The organism is Pantoea sp. PNT03, assembly GCF_014852515.1.
GTDB lineage: Bacteria > Pseudomonadota > Gammaproteobacteria > Enterobacterales > Enterobacteriaceae > Pantoea > Pantoea leporis.
On the sequence record NZ_JACVBT010000008.1, the window covers coordinates 74,196 to 94,882 of the forward strand.

A 20,687-nucleotide genomic window follows, 5' to 3' on the forward strand; every position below is an offset into this window, starting at 1 on the left:
AAATTATTGACGGGCGGAGTACAGCGGCAGCCACAGCGTGAGGCGTAAACCGCCAAGAGGGCTGTCATCCGCTTTAACCCAGCCGCGATGCTGCTGGATGGCGGTTTCGACAATCGCCAGGCCTAATCCGGTGCCGCCTGACTCACGATCGCGCGCCTCATCGGTGCGGTAGAACGGACGGAAAATCTGCTCGCGATCTTCTGGGCTGACTCCTGGACCATCATCATCGACATGAATGGTGATGCCCGCAATATCCACCGAGAAGCTGACGCTGATGTGCGAATTCGAATAGCGCAGCGCATTACGCACGATATTTTCCAGCGCACTCTCCAACGCATGGGGATTACCGTACAGCGGCCACGGGCCAGGCGGATAGGGCACTTCCATCAGTTTGCCCATCTGCTCGGCTTCAAATTTGGCATCTTCCAGCACGCCATTCCAAAGCTGATTGGCCTTCATCGCTTCGCTAACCAGCGCGTTATTGTGCTGCGTTCGCGACAGCACCAGCAGATCGTTAATCATGCCATCCAGACGCTGCGCTTCCGTTTCAATGCGCTGCAGCTCTTTGCCTTCACCGTTACGGCGACGCAGGAGCGCGGTTGCCAGCTGCAAGCGAGTTAACGGCGTACGCAATTCATGGCTGATATCGGATAGCAGACGCTGTTGCGCCGTCATCATGCGTTCGAGCGCGCTCACCATTTGGTTGAAACTGGAACCCGCAGCCAGAAACTCTTGCGGCCCCGATTCCAGTTCCGGATGCTGGCGCAAATTGCCGCTTGCCACTTCATCCGCCGCATATTTAAGTTTGCGCGCGGGGCGCGCCAGGCTCCACGCCAGCCACAGCAGCAGCGGCGAGCTGATCAGCATCGTGACAATCAGCAGCAGTAGCGGGCGGTCAAACAGCAGATTAACGAAATCGAGCTGCGAGCTGGTGGCAGGACGAATCAGGTAGAGCTGATAGTTGTCTTCGCCATCGCGGACCGCGAAAGGTCCAACCATCTCCACGCGACCATACTTTTTCTTTTGTGGGTGGTCGGCGTTATCCGACTGCCCAATAAAGTTGCGGATGATCTGCATTTCATTGTGCTGCGCGCCAATCACCCGGCCTTCGCTGGTCACTAATAATAAACGCTGACCGGGCGGCGCCCATTTGTCGATGGAGCGGAACAGGCGACGCCACCACATTAAGTCGTTCGGCGGATCCTGAGACAGCTCCGCTTCAACGTGCTGTTCAATCATGGTGCCCTGACGCTGCTCGCTTTCCAGTAACGCGGTCATCTGGCGCGAATCGAGTTTAGGCACCATGAGAACCAGCATCAACACCAACGCTAGCGTGAGCCAGAAGATGGCGAAGATGCGGGTGGTTAAACTTCCAATCATGATGCCGAAACCATCAGATAGCCGCGTCCGCGTAGGGTTTTAAACCACGGATGACCATCACGACGTTCCGGCAATTTACGACGCAGGTTAGAAATGTGCATATCGATAGCGCGGTCAAACGGTGTCAGACGTTTGCCCAGCACTTCCTGACTAAGGTGCTCACGCGATACCACCTGACCCAGATGCTGTGCCAGCAAATAGAGCAGGGTGAACTCGGTGCCGGTGAGATCCAAAGTTTCGCTGTCGAAGCTGGCCTCCTGACGACCCGGATTCAGGCGCAGGCAGTCGACTTCCAGCGTGGGTGAGCTGTTATCGTGCTGCTGTTGCTGCTCGCTCCAGTTTGAACGGCGCAGAATGGCACGAATACGCGCTACCAGTTCACGATCGTTAAACGGTTTAGGCAGATAGTCATCTGCGCCCAGTTCAAGGCCCAGAACGCGGTCCAGTTCGCTGCCACGTGCAGTCAGCATAATGACCGGAGTTTGGTGCTGTTGGCGTAGTTCTTTCAAAGTGTCGATACCGTTCTTCTTCGGCATCATCACATCAAGCAATAGCAAGTCCACGGTGTTGTCTAGCAGGTTAAGCGCCTGCTCACCATCGCTTGCCACAATGACTTCAAAACCTTCCATCTCAAGCAGTTCTTTAAGCAGCGAAGTTAATTCGCGGTCGTCATCAACCAACAGGATTTTATTCATTTTTTATTGCCCTCCGCAGGCAAAATACCGTGTTCCTTGACTTGCAATCCAACGCTTTACGTAGTTTTACACCCCCTGACGGATGTTTGCAGCCACCGCCGTACACTGGCTCTCGTTGAATCGCAAAACGGAACGAACTGGGAGTTAACGATGCGCTACTTAACCGCCGTCGTCATTGCCTCAGCGATGGTTCTCAGTCACGCCAGCGCCGAAGCAGCAGACACGACGACGATTGACGAGATGCATCCGAACAGCGGATTGACGACAGGCAGTATGACGCAAAATCCGCAAAGCTACATGTTCGATGGCATTGAGCTGACTGAACAACAGCGGCAGCAGATGCGAGACCTGATGCAGCAAGCGCGACACGAACGCCCAACCATCAGCGTTCAAGATATAGAAACTATGCATGACCTTGTCATTGCAGACAAATTTAACGAATCGGCTATCCGACAGCAGGCAGAGAAACAAGCCCGCGCAGCGGTAGAACAGCAAGTCGAGATGGCTCGGGTTCGTAATCAGATGTATCACCTGCTAACGCCTGCACAGCAAGCGACATTGCAGAAAAATTATGAGCGACGATTAGCTGAAGTTCGTCGGCTCTCAGGATTGCAGCCATCATCACCGCTGCAAGCAGTGAGTAGTACCAGCAGTAACCAGTAACATAGTATCCCTGTTTTCCTTGCCATAGACACCATCCCTGTCTTCCCCCGCATGATGCGGGGGTTTTTTTTGCCTGTCATTTCTCTCTAACATCATTGCCTTAAAATTCAATCACGCAGCACACTTATGCCGATGATAAACTTTAGCCATCTTGAGACCTAAAGGCCGCACCTATGAAGCGTGCGATCCGACGAGGCATAGCATGGATTCTTCCTATGCAAAGTTAGTTAATCGGGCGGCGCTGGCGGCAACTACGCTGGCGACATTGCTGTTAATCGTAAAAATTTTCGCATGGTGGCATACCGGTTCAGTCAGTATGTTGGCGGCGTTAGTGGATTCGTTGGTGGATATCGCCGCTTCACTCACCAATTTGCTGGTGGTGCGCTATTCACTGCAGCCGGCCGATGACGATCACACCTTCGGCCACGGTAAAGCCGAATCTCTGGCCGCGCTGGCGCAAAGCATGTTTATCTCCGGCTCGGCGCTGTTTCTGTTTCTCACCGGCATTCAGCATCTGGCCTCGCCCGAAACCTTACATGCGCCGCTGGTGGGTATTGTGGTGACGGTGATTGCGCTGTTTTCAACCTTGACGTTGGTTGCCTTCCAGCGCTGGGTGGTGCGACGCACGCGCAGCCAGGCGATTCGCGCAGACATGCTGCACTATCAATCTGACGTGGTGATGAACGGCGCAATATTGGTCGCCCTCGGTTTGAGCAGCTATGGTTTTGTACGGGCGGATGCATTGTTCGCGCTCGGCATCGGCGTTTACATTCTCTATAACGCGTTGCGGATGGGTTATGACGCGGTACAGGCGCTGTTGGATCGTGTTTTGCCTGAGCATGAAACGCAGGAGATTATCAACGTGGTGACCAACTGGCCGGGCGTACGCGGCGCGCATGCATTACGCACGCGACAATCGGGCCCCACGCGTTTTATCCAGCTGCATCTGGAGATGGAAGATCAGCTGCCGCTGGTGCAGGCCCATCAGGTGGCCGATCAAATTGAGCAGGCGTTACTCAAGAAGTTTCCCGGCTCAGACGTCATCATCCATCAAGATCCCTGTTCTGTTGTGCCGAGCAATCAACATGGATTTTTTCAAGGTTAGCGATTTAAAATCATGCAATTACACAAAAAAAGTGACGTAACGCTAACAACTCTGTAAAAAATTAGCGAAAACTTGTCTGACCTGAATCAATTCAGCATCAAGCGTTTGATATACTATTTTGCAACTATTAAGCCATGCGATCGCGAGCTGGTCCACGCCGGACACATGGCAGGAATAATCCTTAGTTTTTGAACAATCCAGAGGTTGTCATGATCAAAAAAATCGGAGTACTGACCAGCGGCGGCGACGCCCCAGGCATGAACGCAGCCATTCGCGGAGTTGTACGTTCCGCGCTGAGTGAAGGACTGGAAGTTTTTGGTATTTACGACGGCTATCTGGGATTGTACGAAGATCGCATGATCAACCTTGACCGCTACAGCGTGTCAGACATGATCAACCGGGGCGGCACCTTCCTCGGTTCCGCCCGCTTCCCAGAATTCCGCAACGATGAAGTGCGCCAGACCGCGATTGATAACATGAAAAAGCGTGGTATCGATGCGCTGGTGGTTATCGGCGGTGATGGTTCCTACATGGGTGCCAAGCGCCTGACTGAAATGGGCTTCCCGTGCATCGGCCTGCCTGGCACCATTGATAACGACGTAGCAGGTACTGATTACACCATCGGTTACTTCACTGCGCTGGAAACCGTGGTTGAAGCGATTGACCGCCTGCGTGACACCTCATCTTCCCACCAGCGTATCTCCATCGTGGAAGTGATGGGCCGTTACTGCGGCGATTTAACCCTGGCGGCAGCGATTGCCGGTGGTTGCGAGTTCATCGTGCTACCTGAAATCCCGTATACCCGCGAAGAGCTGGTTGCTGAAATCAAAGCCGGCATTGCCAAAGGTAAAAAGCACGCCATCGTGGCGATCACCGAGCACATCTGCGATATCGACGATCTGGCGCACTTCATCGAAGCTGAAACCAAACGCGAAACCCGCGCTACCGTTCTCGGTCACATTCAGCGTGGCGGCGCACCTTGTGCCTATGACCGCATTCTGGCCTCGCGCATGGGTTCCTACTCCATCGAGCTGCTACTACAAGGCTACGGCGGCCGCTGCGTCGGTATTCAGAACGAGAAGATGGTGCATCACGACATCATCGATGCGATTGAAAATATGAAGCGTCCATTCAAACGCGACTGGCTGGATACCGCGAAAAAACTCTACTGATTATTCAGCATCAAGGCGCGACGCGATTCGCGCCTTTTTTGTGCCTGCTCATATTCCGTGGGGTTATAACAGCTTATTTTTAATTCTTTAATCCGTGGATAAGTTTGTGTCAGTCTTGTTCTATAACGACCTCGGGAGAGCAAGCAATGAATAAGTGGAGTATTGGTGTCACCCTGTTACTGGCTTCAACCAGTGTTCTGGCAAAGGATATTCAGTTGTTAAACGTCTCTTACGATCCAACCCGTGAGCTGTACGAGCAGTACAACAAAGCGTTTAGCGCGCATTACAAGCAGGAAACCGGCGACAACGTGGTGATTCGCCAGTCGCACGGCGGTTCAGGTAAACAAGCAACCTCAGTGATCAATGGCATCCGTGCTGATGTGGTTACGCTGGCGCTGCAATCTGATGTCGATGCTATTGCTGACCGAGGTCGTATCAATAAAGACTGGATTAAGCGCCTGCCGGACAACTCCGCACCCTACACCTCAACCATCGTGTTCCTGGTGCGCAAAGGCAACCCGAAAGGCATTCATGATTGGCCAGATCTGATCAAACCGGGCGTTTCCGTCATCACGCCAAACCCGAAAACGTCAGGCGGTGCACGCTGGAATTATCTGGCTGCATGGGGCTGGGCGCTGGATCAAAACAACGGCGATCAAGCCAAAGCGCTGGCTTACGTGAAATCGCTGTTTAAGAACGTAGAAGTGCAGGATTCTGGCGCACGTGGTGCCACTAACACCTTCGTAGAACGTGGCATTGGCGATGTGCTGATAGCGTGGGAAAACGAAGCCTATCTGGCGGTAAATAAGCTGGGTAAAGACAAGTTTGAGATCGTCACCCCAAGCGAATCGATTCTGGCGGAGCCAACGGTTTCGGTAGTGGATAAAGTGGTCGACGAGCAGGGCACCCGCAAAGTAGCCGAAGATTACCTCAAGTATCTCTACTCGCCGGAAGGTCAGACTATCGCGGCGGAAAATTTCTATCGTCCACGTGATAAAGCCGTTGCGGAGAAATTTGCCAATAAATTCGCCCCGGTAAAACTGTTCACTATCGACAACAAGTTTGGTGGCTGGACGCAAGCCCAGAAAACCCACTTCGCCGATGGCGGCAGCTACGACCAGGTGATGAAGCCATAACGTACATCGTCAGGTCGCCATTTATGGCGACCTTTTTACATACCATTACGCCTCTTGCGTCGCCAACCGCCGACCGGCACGCTGGGCCACCAGCGGCAACAATGCCTGACGTACCAGATAGCCATCTGGATCCAGCCCCCAACCTAACGCAGCAGCGGCATCGACAATCGCTTTATCCCATTCCAGTTTTTTCCGTCCGTCACCCGCAGTGGTAATCACCACTTCACACGCATGATCGGATGCCTGATAGCGACGCCAGCTGCCTGCCGGCACGGAAATCACCGAACGCTCCGGCGCGGTCATCGTCACTTCTTCACCATCACGATTGAAGGTCACAGTAAGCGTGCCCTTAAACACCATGAGTACTTGCACCTGTGCGCAGCGGTGAGTACCCATCTCGCCCGCTTGTGGCAAAGCCAGCCACTCTACCGAGAAGCCGTGTGGCGTGTTGATGGGTGGAGCGACCTGACGATCCTGATTGATGCCATAGCCGATGACGGGTGCCATACGCGCACCGTGATCCGGCAACATGGCATCCAGTAGCGCGTGATCGCTCCAGGCGCGCTGCTCACCGGTGACGGCAAACTGCGCCATCTGCTCGGGCGTAAAATGCTGTAACTGCGCCATCTCCGCCTCGGGCAGCGGCGGCATACGCTCTGCAACCGGCGGGATCGCCGCGCCGGTTGAGGTATCGATCAGCATGTTATTGGGGCTGAGATAGAGTCCATATTCCGCCGCCGCCGACATCACATCGGGATGCCAGATAATGCCGCCGGTGTTATCGCCGCCCAGCACGGTAAATACCCAGCCATCGGTATCGGTAGCCGACACATTGGTGAAGCCACGGAAAATCCAGGTGGGCAGGCTGACAATCGCCGGAGCGTCGAGCTCCAGCGACTCTTCGCCTTTATTCCCCCAGCGGAAACGCCAGCGGCCTTCATGGATCAGGAAGACTTCGGCAGTGAAATGCAGATGCAGATTATTGGTCACGCCTTTTGGCATCGCCGCCGCGCCAATATTAAAACCGTGCGCTTCAGGAATATTGATCACCTGCTCAGACGACTGCGTCACGCCCGGCCCGATAAACGAGTAATTCTGCTTGAGATGCGAACCCGGCAGTTTGCAGTCGATAAACGCCAGATTGCACGACACCATATCTTGCGGCGCGATCAGGCGCGCACGTGCTGCTGTAGCGGACAATGTTTGCTGTTTCATCTTCTTCTCCTCAATAACCCGAACCAGAACGAACAGGCAACGCCTCACCGCGCGCGGTGGCGACAGCGTGGCGTGCGGCATGCGTTAGCTGCATCACATCATTGGCGGGGGTCACCAACTGAAAGCCCTGTGCGATGCGCTGTGCGGCGGCTTCTCCGCTGGTACAAAAAATACCGGCCAGTTTGTGGCGGGCGCGGGTGCGGCTCAGCACCCGTTCAATGGCATTTAACATCTCAGGATGCTGCGATTCGGCGCTGGCCTGGCCGGTGAGCGTAAGAGACAGATCGTTGGGGCCGATAAACACGCCGTCCAATCCCTCGACGTCGAGAATGGCATCAAGATTGGCCAACCCCGCGCGTGTTTCAATCATCGCCAGCGTCAGAATTTGCTGGTTAGCATGCTGCGGATAATCTTTGCCGCCATACAGCAGCGCACGCGCTGGACCAAACGAGCGCGAACCTTGCGGCGCATAGCGGCAGGCATCGACAAACTGCTGCGCTTCGGCGGCATCGTTGATCATCGGGCAGATAATGCCGTAGGCGCCGGCATCCAGCATGCGCATAATCTGCGCCGGCTCGTTGTGCGAGACGCGCACCAGCGGCGTCGCGGGTGTGGAGGATAGCGCCTGCAACATGCTGAGCGCGGCGGCGAAATCGATCAGGCCATGTTGCAGGTCAACGGTGACGGCATCAAAGCCCTGATGTCCGGCAATCTCGGCGCTGTAGCTGCTGGGGATCGCCAGCCAGCCGTTAATAATCGGTTCACGGCGTTGTTTTAAAGGGTTGATACGCATAATTCACTCCTCTTAATCCAGGTTTGCAGCGCGCGGGCACAGGCTTGCGGCTGCTCCAGCAGCAGAAAGTGTCCGCACTGTTCAAGCGTGATGTGGCGTGCGGCGGGAGCCGCTTTGACAAGCAGGTGATGGTGTTCGGGGGTGCAGATGGCGTCGCTGTCGCCGTTGAGGATCAACAGCGGTGCCTGCAGCGCCGGTAAGGTATGCCGTAAATCGCGACGTTGTAGGGCGATGGCGGTTTGTTGACGAAAGCGCTCAACGCTGCTGCGTTCTGCCATCGTCACCAGCGCGCCAAGCAGCTCGCGATCCGCCAGCCGCGATGCATGCACATAGCGCGGCCAGAGTTGCTCAATCACCGATCGCATACCGTTTTTCGCAGCTCGATCAAGCAAGGCAATACGTCCCGCAGCGTTGACCGGCGCATCCGCCAACGGATTCACCGCCAGCAGCGCGAGGCCCGCGATACGTTGCGCGGCTTGCGCCTGCATCTCCAGCGCCACCAGCGCACCCAGCGAGAATCCCACCAGTAAAAAGCGAGCAGGCAAGTCAGTCAGCAGCTGCGCCGCGAGCTGTTCGGCGCTGTCAGCACCGCTCATCTCGGGAATGATCATCGGCTGCTGCGGTAGATGGCGGCAAAGCGGTTGCCATAACGCGCCGTCGCACAAGGTACCGCCCAGTAACACCAAAGGCAGTTGCATGGTTAGCCCTCCGCCACAGGACGGGCATTCACCATCCGCATCACATGGCGCACCAGCAGCAGCGACAGCAATGAAATAATGCCAATCACCATAAAGCCCTGCTGCATCGCGAAGTAATATTTGATGTAGCCGACCAGCACCGGGCCAAAGAAAATCCCAGCGGAGTAGATGCTTTGATATAGCCCAACGCGAGTGGATTGCTGCCAGGCGGGCGTGCGGGTGACGATCAGCGAATTCAGCACGGTGGAGATCATGCCGAAGGCACAGCCCGCCAGCGCCTGCAAGCCATACAGCAGCCAGATATTGGGCGCGTAAGGCATGGCTATCGCTACGGCCCCTTGCAGCACGCCGCCGATAATCGCGGTGTTGCGTAAGCCCAGCAGGCGATAGAAGAAGGGCGCGCACAGCGCGGTGGCCAGCGCATAGAAGAACAGATGGATGCCGCTTAGCGTCGCCAGCGAAGCGGCCGCCATGCCAAAGCCTTCTGCCAGTAGCGGCGTCAGCGTGTCGCGCGTGGCAAATGGCACCATCATCACCAGTGCACAGAGTCCGCCGAGATACCACACCGAAGGATCACGCAGCTGAGTGCGAACCGCAGAGAGACGTTGCGCCGTGGGCATCGCTTCCGGGCGTTTTTCACGGATAAAGAACGTCAGCAAAAAAGCCAGCAGCGCGGCAGCGGACGCCACCAAAAAGCTCGATTCGGCACCGAAATGACGGGCAATAAATCCTGCCACCGAAATCCCGATAAAAGTGCCTACCGGCGAGGTGACGCTCAGCATGGCGATCGCGGCGGCGGCTTCCAGCGGCGGGAAGTAAGCCACGAACATCACGTTATACACCACCCACGTCGCGCTGGTGACGCCATCGGCGAGCTTGGCGATAAACAGTGTTTCCGGTGTCGGCCAAAGGTAAACCACCGGCCAGGCGATAAGCGTAAACAACAAGCCAATCTGGATAATGCGTTTGCGGCGGCGAAAGCGGTCCGACAGAATGCCGGTCGGAAAACGCAGCAGCATCGAGGCCAATCCGGTCGCACCGATGATGATTCCCATCACGCGCGCCTCGACATTCAGCGACATGATGTAGGGGGCGAGAAACGGATCAAAGGCGTGAATGCTGATAAAAAACAGCAAGCTAATAATGAAAAATAGCAGCACATCACGACGCAATAACGCTTTCATAATGAGTTCCTCAATAAGCCGTCCAGCCGCCATCCACCTTCAGCGCGCTGCCGGTGATCAACGCTGCGGCCGGTGATGCCAGAAACACCACCGGCCCCATCACATCTTCCAGCGTGCCAAGACGACCAATCTGAATGCGGCGCAGCGTCTGCTGGCGAAACGCTTCATCTGCCAGCGAGGCCTGCGACAGTTCGGTTTCGATAAAGGTGGGGCACAAGGTGTTGATGCGAATGCCGTCGCGTCCCAGCTCCAGCGCCATGGCACGCGTCAGCCCTTCCAGCGCCGCTTTTGATGCGCAGTAGACGCTGCGCTGCGGGCCGCCGACGTGCGCCATCTGCGAAGAGAGATGGATAATGCTGCCGCCGTGTCTGGTGGCCTGCATACCGGCTGCGACCTGCTGCGACAGGAAAAACGTGGCGCGCAGGTTGACGTCCATCACCGCATCAAAGTTGGCTTCGCTGACCTCGCTAAACGGCTGATGGCGCGCCAGCCCGGCGCTGTTGACCAGCACATGAAAGCTCGGCAAATCGTGCAGTGTCTGGCGCACCGCGTGCGTGTTGCAGACGTCGAGCGGCAGCGGATGCAATGTCAGGCCGGCGCTCGCCGCCTGCTGCACGGCGTGCGCCAGGCGATCGGCGTCGCGCGCGGCAATCCACACCTGCGCTCCGGCGTCGGCCAGCGCGATAGCGGCGGCAAAACCGATACCGCGCGAGCCGCCGGTCACCAGCGCGCGCTGTCCATCCAGGCGAAATAAAGGGGTAGTCGGAACCATGCGCGCCTCCTTATTTCACCGTAACCGGCGCGGGTGCGGCGTAGGCCACTTCCTGCTGGCCGTAGCGGCGCACGCGGATGTTGGCCTGTTCGGCATGACCGGCAAAGCCCTCCAGCAGCGCCAGGCGCGAGCAGTAAGCGCCGATTTCTGCCGAAGCCGCATCGCTGGTGACGCGCTGCCAGGTGCAGGTTTTCATAAATTTGCCCACCCACAAGCCGCCGGTATAACGCGATGCACCCAGCGTGGGCAGCGTATGGTTGGTGCCGATCACCTTGTCGCCATAAGCCACATTGGTACGCGGCCCGAGAAACAGCGCGCCGTAATTGCGCATGTTCTGGTGATACCAGTCATCGCGATCGGTCATCACCTGCACGTGTTCAGAAGCGATGCGGTTGGCTTCTGCCAGCATCTCGTCGTGATCGGCACAGAGAATGATTTCGCCATAGTCGTGCCAGGCTTGTTGCGCCACATCGGCGGTAGGCAGTTGCAGCAACAGCTGGTGAATATAGCGCTCGGTCTCCTGCGCCAGCTGGCGCGAGCAGGTCAGCAGAATCGCGGGTGAGGTGGGGCCATGTTCCGCCTGGCCGAGCAGATCGGTTGCGCAGAGTTCACCGTCAACGCTGTCATCGGCGATCACTAGCGTTTCGGTCGGGCCAGCGAACAGGTCGATGCCAACGCGGCCAAATAGCTGGCGTTTGGCTTCGGCCACCCACGCGTTGCCCGGCCCGACTAACATATCGACCGGCGCAATCCGCTCAGTACCAATCGCCATGGTGCCCACCGCCTGAATGCCGCCGAGCGCATAGATCTCGTCGGCGCCGGCCATCGACTGCGCCGCAACAATGGCTGCAGCCGGTTTACCGTGAAACGGCGGGGCGCAGCTCACGATGCGATCGCAGCCTGCGACTTTGGCGGTAATGATCGACATATGCGCCGAAGCCAGCAGCGGGTATTTGCCGCCCGGTACGTAACAGCCGACATTGCTGATGGGAATGTTGCGATGGCCAAGTATCACGCCCGGACGCGTTTCAATCGCCAAATCGGTCAGGCAATTTTTTTGCGCCTGAGCGAAGTTATGCACCTGCTCCTGAGCGAATTCGATGTCGCGAATATCTTGTTTGGTCAGCTGTTGCAGGCAGGCATTGATCTCCTGCGGCGTTAAGCGGAAATCATCGCGGGCAAAGCCATCGAACTTAATCGAGAGTTCGCGCACCGCGTCATCGCCGCGCGCTTCAATTTGCGCCAGCACTGCTTCCACATCGCTGCGAACGCGCTGTTGCTGCTGTTGGCGTTCTGCTTTCGCTGCCGCCTGTTTTAACCAGATTGCCATGCTCTTTTCCTCATCATTGATTGCTGTTAATCAGATTTGCATACGTATGCAAAGAGCGTAAAGAGGCTGAAAGGGGAAAAAATGAAAAGTGAGAATGTGCGCAGTTTTTTCAAATTGCAGGCAGCAGAAAGCCCCGCAGAACGGGGATTAACATGATGAATTTTCTGGTTTTACAGTCGCTCTATCGCCAAAGCGAGCGCCAGCAATGCTTCTTCATCAGGCGCTGGATAGAGCAGTTCCAGCCCCAGCGGCAAACCGTTAGCTAGTTGACCAAACGGCAACGTTACGGCGGGTAAGCCGCTGATGGCCGCCAGCTCCGGCGCCCAGCCCGGCGGCATCTTCTCCAGTGAAATCGGAGTGCGCTGGCTGGTGGTATAAATCAGCGCCTCCAGCCGCTGATCCTGCATCTGCTGTTGCAGTTGCTGACGCAAATGGCGTTGAAAACGGCGTTGCTCGCGCCATGCGGCACACACCAGCGCGCTGCGCGTGAGGTGTAATTGCAGCAGTTCATCGAACTCGGCGAGATGCTCGCCTCGTGCCAGCAGATCCGAAAGCGAAGCAGGCGCATGGTCCATTTTGCTTAGCCAGCGGGACATCGCCGGATGGAATTCGCGCAGGCTGAGACAAGGTTCCTGCGCCACGCGCGATGATAGCGGTAACCGCAGCGGAATTAGTGTGGCGCCCGCCCGCCGCAGACGAGAGAAAGCCTGTGCTAATGCCTGACGTTGCGCGTCATCATCGCCTGGCAGATCGCTAACCATGCCCAGCCGCACACCCCGCAAGGTTCGCTGCGCTAGCGGGCGCACCGGCAGCCCATGCGTTACCTGATGCAGCAGCGCCGCATCAGCCACGCACCATGTCATCGGCCCAACGGTGTCTTTGCTGAGCGAAAGCGGCGCGACGCCGCGCAGCTGGCGGCGGCGAAATGCCGGACGCAGTCCCACCAGACCGGTCCATGCCGCGGGAATGCGGATCGATCCGCCAGTATCGCTGCCGAGTGCCGCATCCGCCATACCGGCCACCACCGCCGCTGCGCTGCCGCCGCTTGAGCCACCGGCGGTCAGCTGTGGATTCAGGGGATTGCGCACATCGCCGCCGAGCGAACTGCGCGAACGTACGTCAAAGGCGAACTCAGACAGATTCGCTTTGGCGAGAATCAGCGCACCCGCAGTTCTCAGGCGTGCAATCACGCGCGCATCTTCACGTGGCTGTGCTTCGGCCAGCGCCCGGCAGCCGAGCGTGGTAGCCATGCCGACGCAATCAATATTATCTTTTATCACCAGCGGAATGCCGTGCAGCACGCCAACCGGCGCGCCGCTACGCCATAAGCGATCGCAGCGCTGTGCCTCTTTCATCACCTGGGGATTAATACTGATAATCGCGTTGAACGCGCGACCTGCATTGATAGCGGCTAAGCGGCGTTCAACCTCTTCCGCACTGTTGCGCTGCGGTTGCAGGCGCGCGGCACTCATTTCACCGCATCCTGCGACAGCATGCCGCTCGCTTTACGTGCCGCTGGCGGCAACTGACGCTGCTGCACCCGTTTTGCCGCTAGCGGTGTTAACACGCCAGCGATCAGACACAAGCCACCAATCACCCAATAACCCGCGTAGACATTGACGTATTGCAACAACACGCCCATCAGCACCGGGCCGAAAAACATGCCGCACGAATAGATGGTTTGAAACAGCCCCATCCGGGTGGTTTGTTCATGTTCCGAAGTGTTAACCACGCTTAAGGACATAAACACGGCAAACGCCATGCCAAAGGAAAAACCGGCCAGAGCTTGCCACAGGTAAATCAGCCACATGTTGCTGGTCAAGGGGACGAAAATTGACGAGATGATTTGTAATCCGATGCCCACCAGCGCGGTGTTAACCAAGCCCAGCCGCTGATAAAACACGGAACTGCACAATGCCACGGCCACACCATAAAACAACAAGTGGATATTACTCAGCACTGCCAGCGTGCCCGCCTTGGCACCTAACTGCTGAGCGTATATGGGCGTAAGCGTGTCGCGAGTGGCAAACGGGACCAAAATCACCACCGTCGCCAGCAGCCCAATAAACCAAATTGAGCGGTCCGCTAGCTGGCGTTTAGCGCTGTCGATACAGGCTTTGAGGTGCGGCGCTTTGTGGCTATCTTCCTCTTCACGAACGCGCAGGCTGAGAAGCAGCGCCAGGCAACCGGCAATCGCTGGCACAAAAAACGCCTGCGTACTGCCCAGCCATAGGGCAACGGCACCGCAAATGGCATTGCTAATAAATACGCCAATCGGCCCGGCCAATGCCAACAGCGCCACTGCAGCCGGCGCGTCATCACGAGGAAAATAGCGGATGAAAATGATGTTGTAGAGCACCCAACTCGCGGCAGCGATGCCGCAGGCCAGCTTGGCCAGCCAGAATGTCAGCGCAGCGGGGAACATCCATGCCAGCGGCCAGGCAATCACCGGCAGCAGCAGGGCGAACTGCATAAACACTTTGCGATTTTTCATCACGTCAGAGATGACGCTGAGCGGAAAACGGATACACAGCGATGCCAAACCAGAGGCGCCCATGATCATGCCGATGGTTTGCGGTTCAATGCCTAATCTCACCATGTAAGGCGCCATGAAGGCATCGAAGCCGTGAATGCAGATAAAAAACAGCACGCTCATGGTGAAAAACGTCAACAGCTCGGGACGGCTAAACAGTGCTCGAAACATGTTAAACCTCTTATCAACACAGATAAGTGACTAAAAACGCGGGTTTCATCCTGAGTCCGGGTCGGTTATGTTGCATGCATTGAATACGTATTCAACGGCCGAAGTTACGAAATGATTTCATGTTTGTAAAGTGCGTGCTTGGCAATGTGAAAAAAAAGTTATTGAGTGTTGCATACGCATGCAAAAAAGGTGTAAGAGTAAAAAACACACACCGAAGCAGGTGAGTCCGGTTGATGAAATTGGCTACAATGCCCGGCAGTCACCCGTGCATCAGTGTGCTAAACAGGAAGATAACGCCATGAAACGTAAGACCTTCGGTCCAGTGACCTCACAACACGTTGCGCAGCACGCCGGCGTTTCACAGTCTGCGGTCTCGCGTACCTTCACGCCGGGCGCCAGTATTTCACCGGCCACGCGTGAAAAGGTGCTGCAGTCTGCCCGTGAGTTGGGTTATCGACCCAACGCGTTGGCGCGATCGCTGAACACCGCACGTTCGCGCATCGTTGGTGTGGTGATCTCCTGTTTCGATAATCCGTTTTATCCCCATGTGCTGGAAGCGTTGGGGCGTGAACTGGATGCGCTTAACTACCATCTGCTGCTGTTCGTCAGCGATCGGGATAGCAATGTTGACCGCATTTTCGATCAGATCATGCAGTACCGCGTGGATGGCATTGTGCTGGCATCCGGCGCGTTATCCGATGCCTTATCCGAAGAGTGCCACGGCGCGGGCATTCCGGTGGTGCTGTTCAACCGCACCGCCGAAAGCGAAATGGCGTCAAGCGTGAATACCGATAACCGTGCCGCCGCACGTCAGATCGCCGAATTTCTGCTGGCAGGCGAACATCAACGCTTTGCCTGCATTACCGGCGCGGACAACGCTTCGGTAAATCAGCTACGGCTGGACGGTTTTTGCGAGGCATTGCGCGCGCGCAATATCGACGTCACGGTGTTAGCAGGTCAAAACGACAGCGAGCAAACCGCACAGGCGGCGCGTCAATTGTTCAGCAGCGGCACGCCGCCCGATGCGGTGTTTGCCGTCAACGATCATATGGCGCTGACGGTTATGGATGTGGCGCGTTACGAGTTTGGTCTGCGCATTCCGCAGGATGTGTCGGTGGTGGGTTATGACGATGTTGGTCCAGCGGGCTGGCCTTCGTATGCGCTGACGTCTATCTGTCAGCCGGTTGAAGTGATGGTGCAACGCACCATTGGCCTGCTAATGCAGCAAATCGACAGCGCGGTGATGGCACCCGAGCAAATTGTTATTCCCGGCATGTTGGTAGTACGCCACTCCGCGCGGCGTCCGCGTCACGGCGTGGTAGAAGAGAACGGCCAGCTGCTATTTCGTTCAGAGGAGGTTGAGTAATGCGATTGCCGGGTTTCAGTCCCCAGTTTGATTCTATTCAGCAGTTTATTCTGACGTTAACCCACGTGGTATGGGAGCAGAAGGATATCGGGCAGCTGGCTGATTTCTACGCCACGCCGGTGGTATTTCACACGCCGGAAAAGCGCCTGACCGAACTCAGCGATTTCATGCGTTTGACGCTGGAAGCGTTACATTGCTTCCCGCAGCGTCAGGTGCTGACCGAAGATATTCTCACCGCGCGTGAAGGCGATACCTGTTGGTACGCCTCGCAGCGCACGCAGGCACGTATTCAGCATCTGGGCGAAGGCTTCTTTGGCGCGCCGAGTGGCAAAACGGTTTGGGTACGTACTTTCGCCGATCGTATTTGTCGTGATGGGCTGGTGGAGCAAGAGTGGCTGCTGCAGGATCGCGCGGGCATTCTTGCGCAGATTGGTACCAACGTGGCGGAGTTTGCCCAGCATCTAACGCAGATGCGCCAGCAACAAGGGCTGGAGATGCCCGCGCCCGAAGAGCTGGAAGCGCGTTGGGCTGGCGGCCCGGATGGCGATGATGCCGAAGGAACCATCGCGGGTTTGATTGAGCGCTATCTCAGCATGTGGGCCGGCGGCAACAGCGGTGTGGTGCCAGGTGTTTATCATCCCGCCGCCACCTTGCACGGACCGGGCCACAGCAGCTTTACCGGCGAGCAGGAGATTGGCAGCTTCCTTTCCGGCTATCGCGCCTCATTCGCTGACAGCGAAACGCAGCTGCATCATTTGGTGGTGCGCCGCGATGCCAACGAACCGGTGCGCATCAGCCTGCGCTGGTCACTGTTGAGCTGGCATGACGGCTACGGAAAGTTTGGTCCGCCGTCGCGCAAGCCAGTGTGTATTTCCGGTATTTCTCATTTGGAATTACGTGATGGCGTCATCATGCGGGAATATTTAGGTATCGATGAACTCTCAATCTGGTTACAGCTACTCAGCTGATTAATCAGCACTTTTAAATAACGCATCACGTCACGGTAATTAATCCCTTAATTACCGACGGCGTTCTGCACCCTGAATTCAGCCGGGTGAATCGGCAGCGCTTGATTGCGAGGACCGCGCTCACCCTTAATTCGTCAAAAGCAGGAGTGTTTATGTCTACAACGGATACGGCTAATAAAGCCACCGCCAGTGAAAAGAGCGCAGAAAAAACCTCAGCACGCACCCAGGCCGAACCGGTTTTGCAGGTTGAGCGACGGGATTTTGTCGATCTGGTTCCAAAAAACCGTGCGCGGGTGCAGCCAATGCGCGGTTTCGATCCCTGCTATACCGATATCGTTGATTACATTGTGCGTTGTACCCACAAGATCTGGGATGAGCGCGATGTCGGGCTGATCTACAGCCATTACACCCATAACTGCGTGTTATACAACGCATTGGGCACCATTTATACCCGTGAACAAGTGGTGCTCGATACCTTGCAACGTTTGGTCGCCTTCCCGGAACGCCGCGGCATGGCAACGCAGGTGATTTGGAACGGCAACGACGTGGACGGCTTCTACACCTCGCATCTGGTCACCGGTAGCGGCCGCCATACACAATCAAGCCAATACGGTAAACCCACCAACCGCACCTTCACCACGCGCACCGTGGCGGACTGCATGATTCTGGAAAACAAGATTTACCGCGAATGGGTGGTGAGCGACAACATGTCGCTGATGCGTCAATTGGGGCTGGATACCGACCAGATCGCGTACAACATGGCGAAAGAGCAGTTTGATAAGGGTTTCCGACTGACGGAGATTGGCGAAAACCGTCGTCTGCTCGGCCAGTATCCGCCAGAAAGCGATCCGGATTACACGCTGGCGCACAGTGATACCGAAGCACAGGTGCTGGGCTGGCTGCACGAGATTTACAACAAACGCATGCTGGGCAAAGTGAAAGAGGTTTACGCCAGCAATGTGCAGTGGCACGGCCCACTGATGAAAGAGTTATATGGTCAGGCATCGGTGATCCATCAGACGCTGGCGCTGATCGGCATGATCCCAGACGGCGCATGGATGCCGCAGCATATCTGCTCCAATCCATGTGAAGAGGGCGGCACCAAAGTGGCGGTGCGCTGGGTAATGGAAGGGCATCATCTTGGCTACGGCGAATTGGGTAAACCGACGGGACAGCGTCTGCTGGTGATGGGCATGAGCCACTATCACGTAGTAAACGGCAAAATTGTTGATGAATGGGTGGTTTACGATCACTTGGCGATGCTGGCGCAGATCAAACTGGGACAACTGGCGGAGACGGAAGCATGAGCAAACAACGCGTGCAGTTTATCAAGCAAGCCGCGGGCGAGGATGCGCAGGCGGATGCCAGCCTGATCGCCACCGTGAGCGACATTATTAGCAACGTGCGTCAGCGCGGAGACGCGGCACTGCGTGATTACTCGCAGAAATTTGATGGTGTCGCGCCGGAGCAGCTGGAAGTTTCGGCAGCAGAGATCGAGCAGGCGCTGGCGCAACTCGCCGATCAAACCCGCCAGGACAGTGAGTTTGCTATTGCCCAGGTGCGCCGCTTCGCCGAAGCGCAGCGCGCCACCTTGCAGCCACTGGAGATTGAGACGTTGCCGGGCGTTCATCTGGGGCATCGCATCATCCCGATTGAAACCGTGGGCTGCTATGTGCCGGGCGGACGCTATCCGATCCTCTCCGCGCCGGTGATGTCTATCGTGCCAGCGGTGGTGGCGGGCTGCGATAACATCATCGCCTGTCTGCCGCCGAGCGCTCATCCGGCAATGATTGCAATTTGCCACTTGGCCGGAGCGCACCGCATTTTCAAAGTTGGTGGTGCGCAGGCCATTGCCGCGATGGCATACGGCTCCGCATCGCTGCCGGCGGTGGACAAGATCGTCGGGCCGGGCAACGCTTTCGTCAATGAGGCGAAGCGTCAGGTATTTGGCAAAGTGGGTATTGATGCGTTGGCGGGGCCGAGCGAAATCTTTATCGTCGCCGATGACAGTGCTGATCCGCGCGTGCTGGCAGCGGATCTGCTGGCGCAGGCGGAGCATGACGTGCGCACGCGTGTTGGGCTGGCGACCACCAGCGAACGCGTGGCGCATGCAACATTGCGGGAAATTGAGGCGCAGCTGGCATCCTTGCCGACGGCGAAAACGGCTGGTGAGGCGTGGCAGCGTCAGGGCGAAATTGTTCTCTGTGCCGACGAGGATGCGATGGTGGCGTACACCGATGAGATCGCCACTGAGCATCTGCAAATCCATGCGCGCGATCCCCATGCGCTGGCGGCGCGCATCCGCAATTACGGATCGCTGTTTATCGGGCAAAACGCCAGCGTGGTGTTTTCTGATAAATGCTGCGGCACCAACCACACGCTGCCCACCATGGCGGCGGCACGTTACACCGGCGGATTGTGGGTCGGTGCGTATCTGAAAACCTGCACGCATCAATGGATTGACGATCAGGGCATCGCCGCCATCGCTGCTCCTGCGGTGCGCCAGAGCCGTACCGAAGGGATGCAGGCGCATCGTCGTGCAGCGCAGATTCGTTTGCAGCCAGAAAAACTCGACGCCATCCTGCGTGGCGCGGAGGATTAGTCCGTGACTTTCATCACCTGCCAGGCGAGGATGCTGGCAGGTGATGAACAGAGGAATCGGGCTATGCAGGGCAGTCGTCGTACCCTGAAGTTACTTACCGCTTTATTGGTGCTGTTGATTGTCGGACTGATCGCCGGCGCCATCCATTTCCATAAAAACTCTAACGCCTTATGGCAGATCATCAGCGAAAAGTGCGTGCCGAATATGGCGGCGACGGGCAACCCAGCGCCATGCCAGCAGGTGAATAGCGCGCAGGGTTACGTCACGCTGAAAGATCTCAACGGGCCGTTGCAGTATCTGCTGATGCCGATCGAAAAAATCACCGGCATGGAAAGTCCCATCATTCTTGAACCTGCTACACCAAATCTGTTTGCCGAAGCCTGGCAACAGCGCGGATTACTGGCGCAAAGGCACGGCGCGCCGATTCCCGATAGCGCGCTGTCGCTGGCCATCAATGCGCAATACGGGCGTACGCAGAATCAGCTGCATATTCATATTTCCTGTCTGCGTCCGGATGTGCGCCAGCAGCTGGATGCACTGGCACCGAGACTGAATGCACAGTGGCAGAGTGAAACGCTGCGCAAGCATGGTTATCTGGTGCGGGCGCTTTCTAAGCAAGAGCTGTCGCAGCAGAGTGCGTTTATCCGTCTGGCGGATGAAGTGCCGCATGCGCGCAGCGAGATGGGGAAATATGGCCTGGCGCTTGCACAGCTGCCGGATGGCCGTTTAGCGCTGCTGGCGCTGGAACGTAACTGGCTGAAACTGAACAGCGGCTCGGCGGAAGAGCTGCAGGATCATAACTGCAGCATATTGCCGCAATAACCCTTTTTCGTAGGGACGCAATTAATAGCGGCCAATAAAAAAGGCGGCTAATCAGCCGCCTTAATCTGCATCTAAACGCTAA

At 56.8% G+C, this 20,687-nt stretch carries 19 protein-coding genes; 9 read left to right on the forward strand and 10 right to left on the reverse strand.

Going from position 1 to position 20,687, the window contains the following annotated elements; genetic code table 11:
• Positions 1–3: 3 nt before the first annotated feature.
• Positions 4–1,380, reverse strand: a complete 1,377-nt coding sequence (gene cpxA, locus IB226_RS22370; protein ID WP_101760665.1) for an envelope stress sensor histidine kinase CpxA — start codon at positions 1,378–1,380, stop codon at positions 4–6.
• Positions 1,377–2,075, reverse strand: coding sequence for an envelope stress response regulator transcription factor CpxR (cpxR, locus tag IB226_RS22375; protein ID WP_007885339.1), 699 nt, complete (start codon positions 2,073–2,075; stop codon positions 1,377–1,379). Before cpxR ends, cpxA begins: the two co-directional genes overlap by 4 nt.
• A gap of 150 nt (positions 2,076–2,225) precedes the next feature.
• On the opposite strand from cpxR, the gene cpxP reads away from it, so the two are divergent.
• From cpxP to IB226_RS22395, 4 genes are all read left to right on the forward strand, one after another.
• Positions 2,226–2,738 carry a cell-envelope stress modulator CpxP gene (cpxP, locus tag IB226_RS22380; RefSeq protein WP_101760664.1) on the forward strand — a complete coding sequence of 171 codons (513 nt, stop codon included), beginning with the start codon at positions 2,226–2,228 and terminating at the stop codon, positions 2,736–2,738.
• A 202-nt stretch (positions 2,739–2,940) separates the two neighbouring features.
• Positions 2,941–3,843 (forward strand): CDF family cation-efflux transporter FieF, encoded by a 903-nt coding sequence (gene fieF, locus IB226_RS22385; protein WP_008109699.1) that lies wholly within the window; start codon positions 2,941–2,943, stop codon positions 3,841–3,843.
• 209 nt (positions 3,844–4,052) lie between these two features.
• Positions 4,053–5,015 carry a 6-phosphofructokinase gene (gene pfkA, locus IB226_RS22390; RefSeq protein WP_101760662.1) on the forward strand — a complete coding sequence of 321 codons (963 nt, stop codon included), beginning with the start codon at positions 4,053–4,055 and terminating at the stop codon, positions 5,013–5,015.
• Between the two features lie 146 nt (positions 5,016–5,161).
• Positions 5,162–6,151: a sulfate ABC transporter substrate-binding protein gene (locus IB226_RS22395; RefSeq protein ID WP_101760661.1), complete on the forward strand. Its 990-nt coding sequence runs from the start codon at positions 5,162–5,164 to the stop codon at positions 6,149–6,151.
• A gap of 45 nt (positions 6,152–6,196) precedes the next feature.
• Here the strand turns inward: IB226_RS22395 and IB226_RS22400 are convergent, their stop codons facing one another.
• The 8 genes from IB226_RS22400 to IB226_RS22435 all read right to left on the reverse strand — a co-directional run bounded on the left by IB226_RS22400 (position 6,197) and on the right by IB226_RS22435 (position 14,847).
• Positions 6,197–7,366 (reverse strand): cupin, encoded by a 1,170-nt coding sequence (locus IB226_RS22400; protein WP_192237031.1) that lies wholly within the window; start codon positions 7,364–7,366, stop codon positions 6,197–6,199.
• A gap of 10 nt (positions 7,367–7,376) precedes the next feature.
• Positions 7,377–8,159, reverse strand: coding sequence for an HpcH/HpaI aldolase/citrate lyase family protein (locus IB226_RS22405; RefSeq protein WP_110868195.1), 783 nt, complete (start codon positions 8,157–8,159; stop codon positions 7,377–7,379).
• Positions 8,141–8,857: an alpha/beta fold hydrolase gene (locus tag IB226_RS22410; protein WP_192237032.1), complete on the reverse strand. Its 717-nt coding sequence runs from the start codon at positions 8,855–8,857 to the stop codon at positions 8,141–8,143. The genes IB226_RS22405 and IB226_RS22410 overlap by 19 nt, the downstream gene beginning before the upstream one ends.
• Before the next feature lie 2 nt (positions 8,858–8,859).
• Positions 8,860–10,041, reverse strand: coding sequence for an MFS transporter (locus IB226_RS22415; RefSeq protein ID WP_158238591.1), 1,182 nt, complete (start codon positions 10,039–10,041; stop codon positions 8,860–8,862).
• A 10-nt stretch (positions 10,042–10,051) separates the two neighbouring features.
• A complete protein-coding gene (locus tag IB226_RS22420) occupies positions 10,052–10,813 on the reverse strand; it encodes an SDR family NAD(P)-dependent oxidoreductase (RefSeq protein WP_192237033.1) in 762 nt (253 codons plus the stop codon).
• A 10-nt stretch (positions 10,814–10,823) separates the two neighbouring features.
• The gene (gene hisD / locus IB226_RS22425) at positions 10,824–12,143 is read right to left on the reverse strand and encodes a histidinol dehydrogenase (protein ID WP_192237034.1); all 1,320 of its coding nucleotides are present in this window, start codon (positions 12,141–12,143) and stop codon (positions 10,824–10,826) included.
• A gap of 170 nt (positions 12,144–12,313) precedes the next feature.
• Positions 12,314–13,615 carry an amidase gene (locus IB226_RS22430; RefSeq protein WP_192237035.1) on the reverse strand — a complete coding sequence of 434 codons (1,302 nt, stop codon included), beginning with the start codon at positions 13,613–13,615 and terminating at the stop codon, positions 12,314–12,316.
• Positions 13,612–14,847, reverse strand: a complete 1,236-nt coding sequence (locus tag IB226_RS22435; protein WP_192237036.1) for an MFS transporter — start codon at positions 14,845–14,847, stop codon at positions 13,612–13,614. Before IB226_RS22435 ends, IB226_RS22430 begins: the two co-directional genes overlap by 4 nt.
• Before the next feature lie 298 nt (positions 14,848–15,145).
• Between IB226_RS22435 and IB226_RS22440 the strand changes: the two genes are divergently transcribed.
• The 5 genes from IB226_RS22440 to IB226_RS22460 all read left to right on the forward strand — a co-directional run bounded on the left by IB226_RS22440 (position 15,146) and on the right by IB226_RS22460 (position 20,605).
• The gene (locus IB226_RS22440) at positions 15,146–16,213 is read left to right on the forward strand and encodes a LacI family DNA-binding transcriptional regulator (RefSeq protein ID WP_192237037.1); all 1,068 of its coding nucleotides are present in this window, start codon (positions 15,146–15,148) and stop codon (positions 16,211–16,213) included.
• Complete coding sequence (locus IB226_RS22445) at positions 16,213–17,181, forward strand: nuclear transport factor 2 family protein (protein ID WP_110868187.1); 969 nt, start codon at positions 16,213–16,215, stop codon at positions 17,179–17,181. The genes IB226_RS22440 and IB226_RS22445 overlap by 1 nt, the downstream gene beginning before the upstream one ends.
• A 152-nt stretch (positions 17,182–17,333) precedes the next feature.
• The gene (locus IB226_RS22450; RefSeq protein ID WP_192237038.1) at positions 17,334–18,488 is read left to right on the forward strand and encodes an ester cyclase; all 1,155 of its coding nucleotides are present in this window, start codon (positions 17,334–17,336) and stop codon (positions 18,486–18,488) included.
• Positions 18,485–19,783, forward strand: coding sequence for a histidinol dehydrogenase (hisD, locus tag IB226_RS22455; RefSeq protein WP_192237039.1), 1,299 nt, complete (start codon positions 18,485–18,487; stop codon positions 19,781–19,783). Before IB226_RS22450 ends, hisD (IB226_RS22455) begins: the two co-directional genes overlap by 4 nt.
• A gap of 63 nt (positions 19,784–19,846) precedes the next feature.
• A complete protein-coding gene (locus tag IB226_RS22460) occupies positions 19,847–20,605 on the forward strand; it encodes a CDP-diacylglycerol diphosphatase (RefSeq protein ID WP_192237040.1) in 759 nt (252 codons plus the stop codon).
• Positions 20,606–20,687 lie beyond the last annotated feature (82 nt).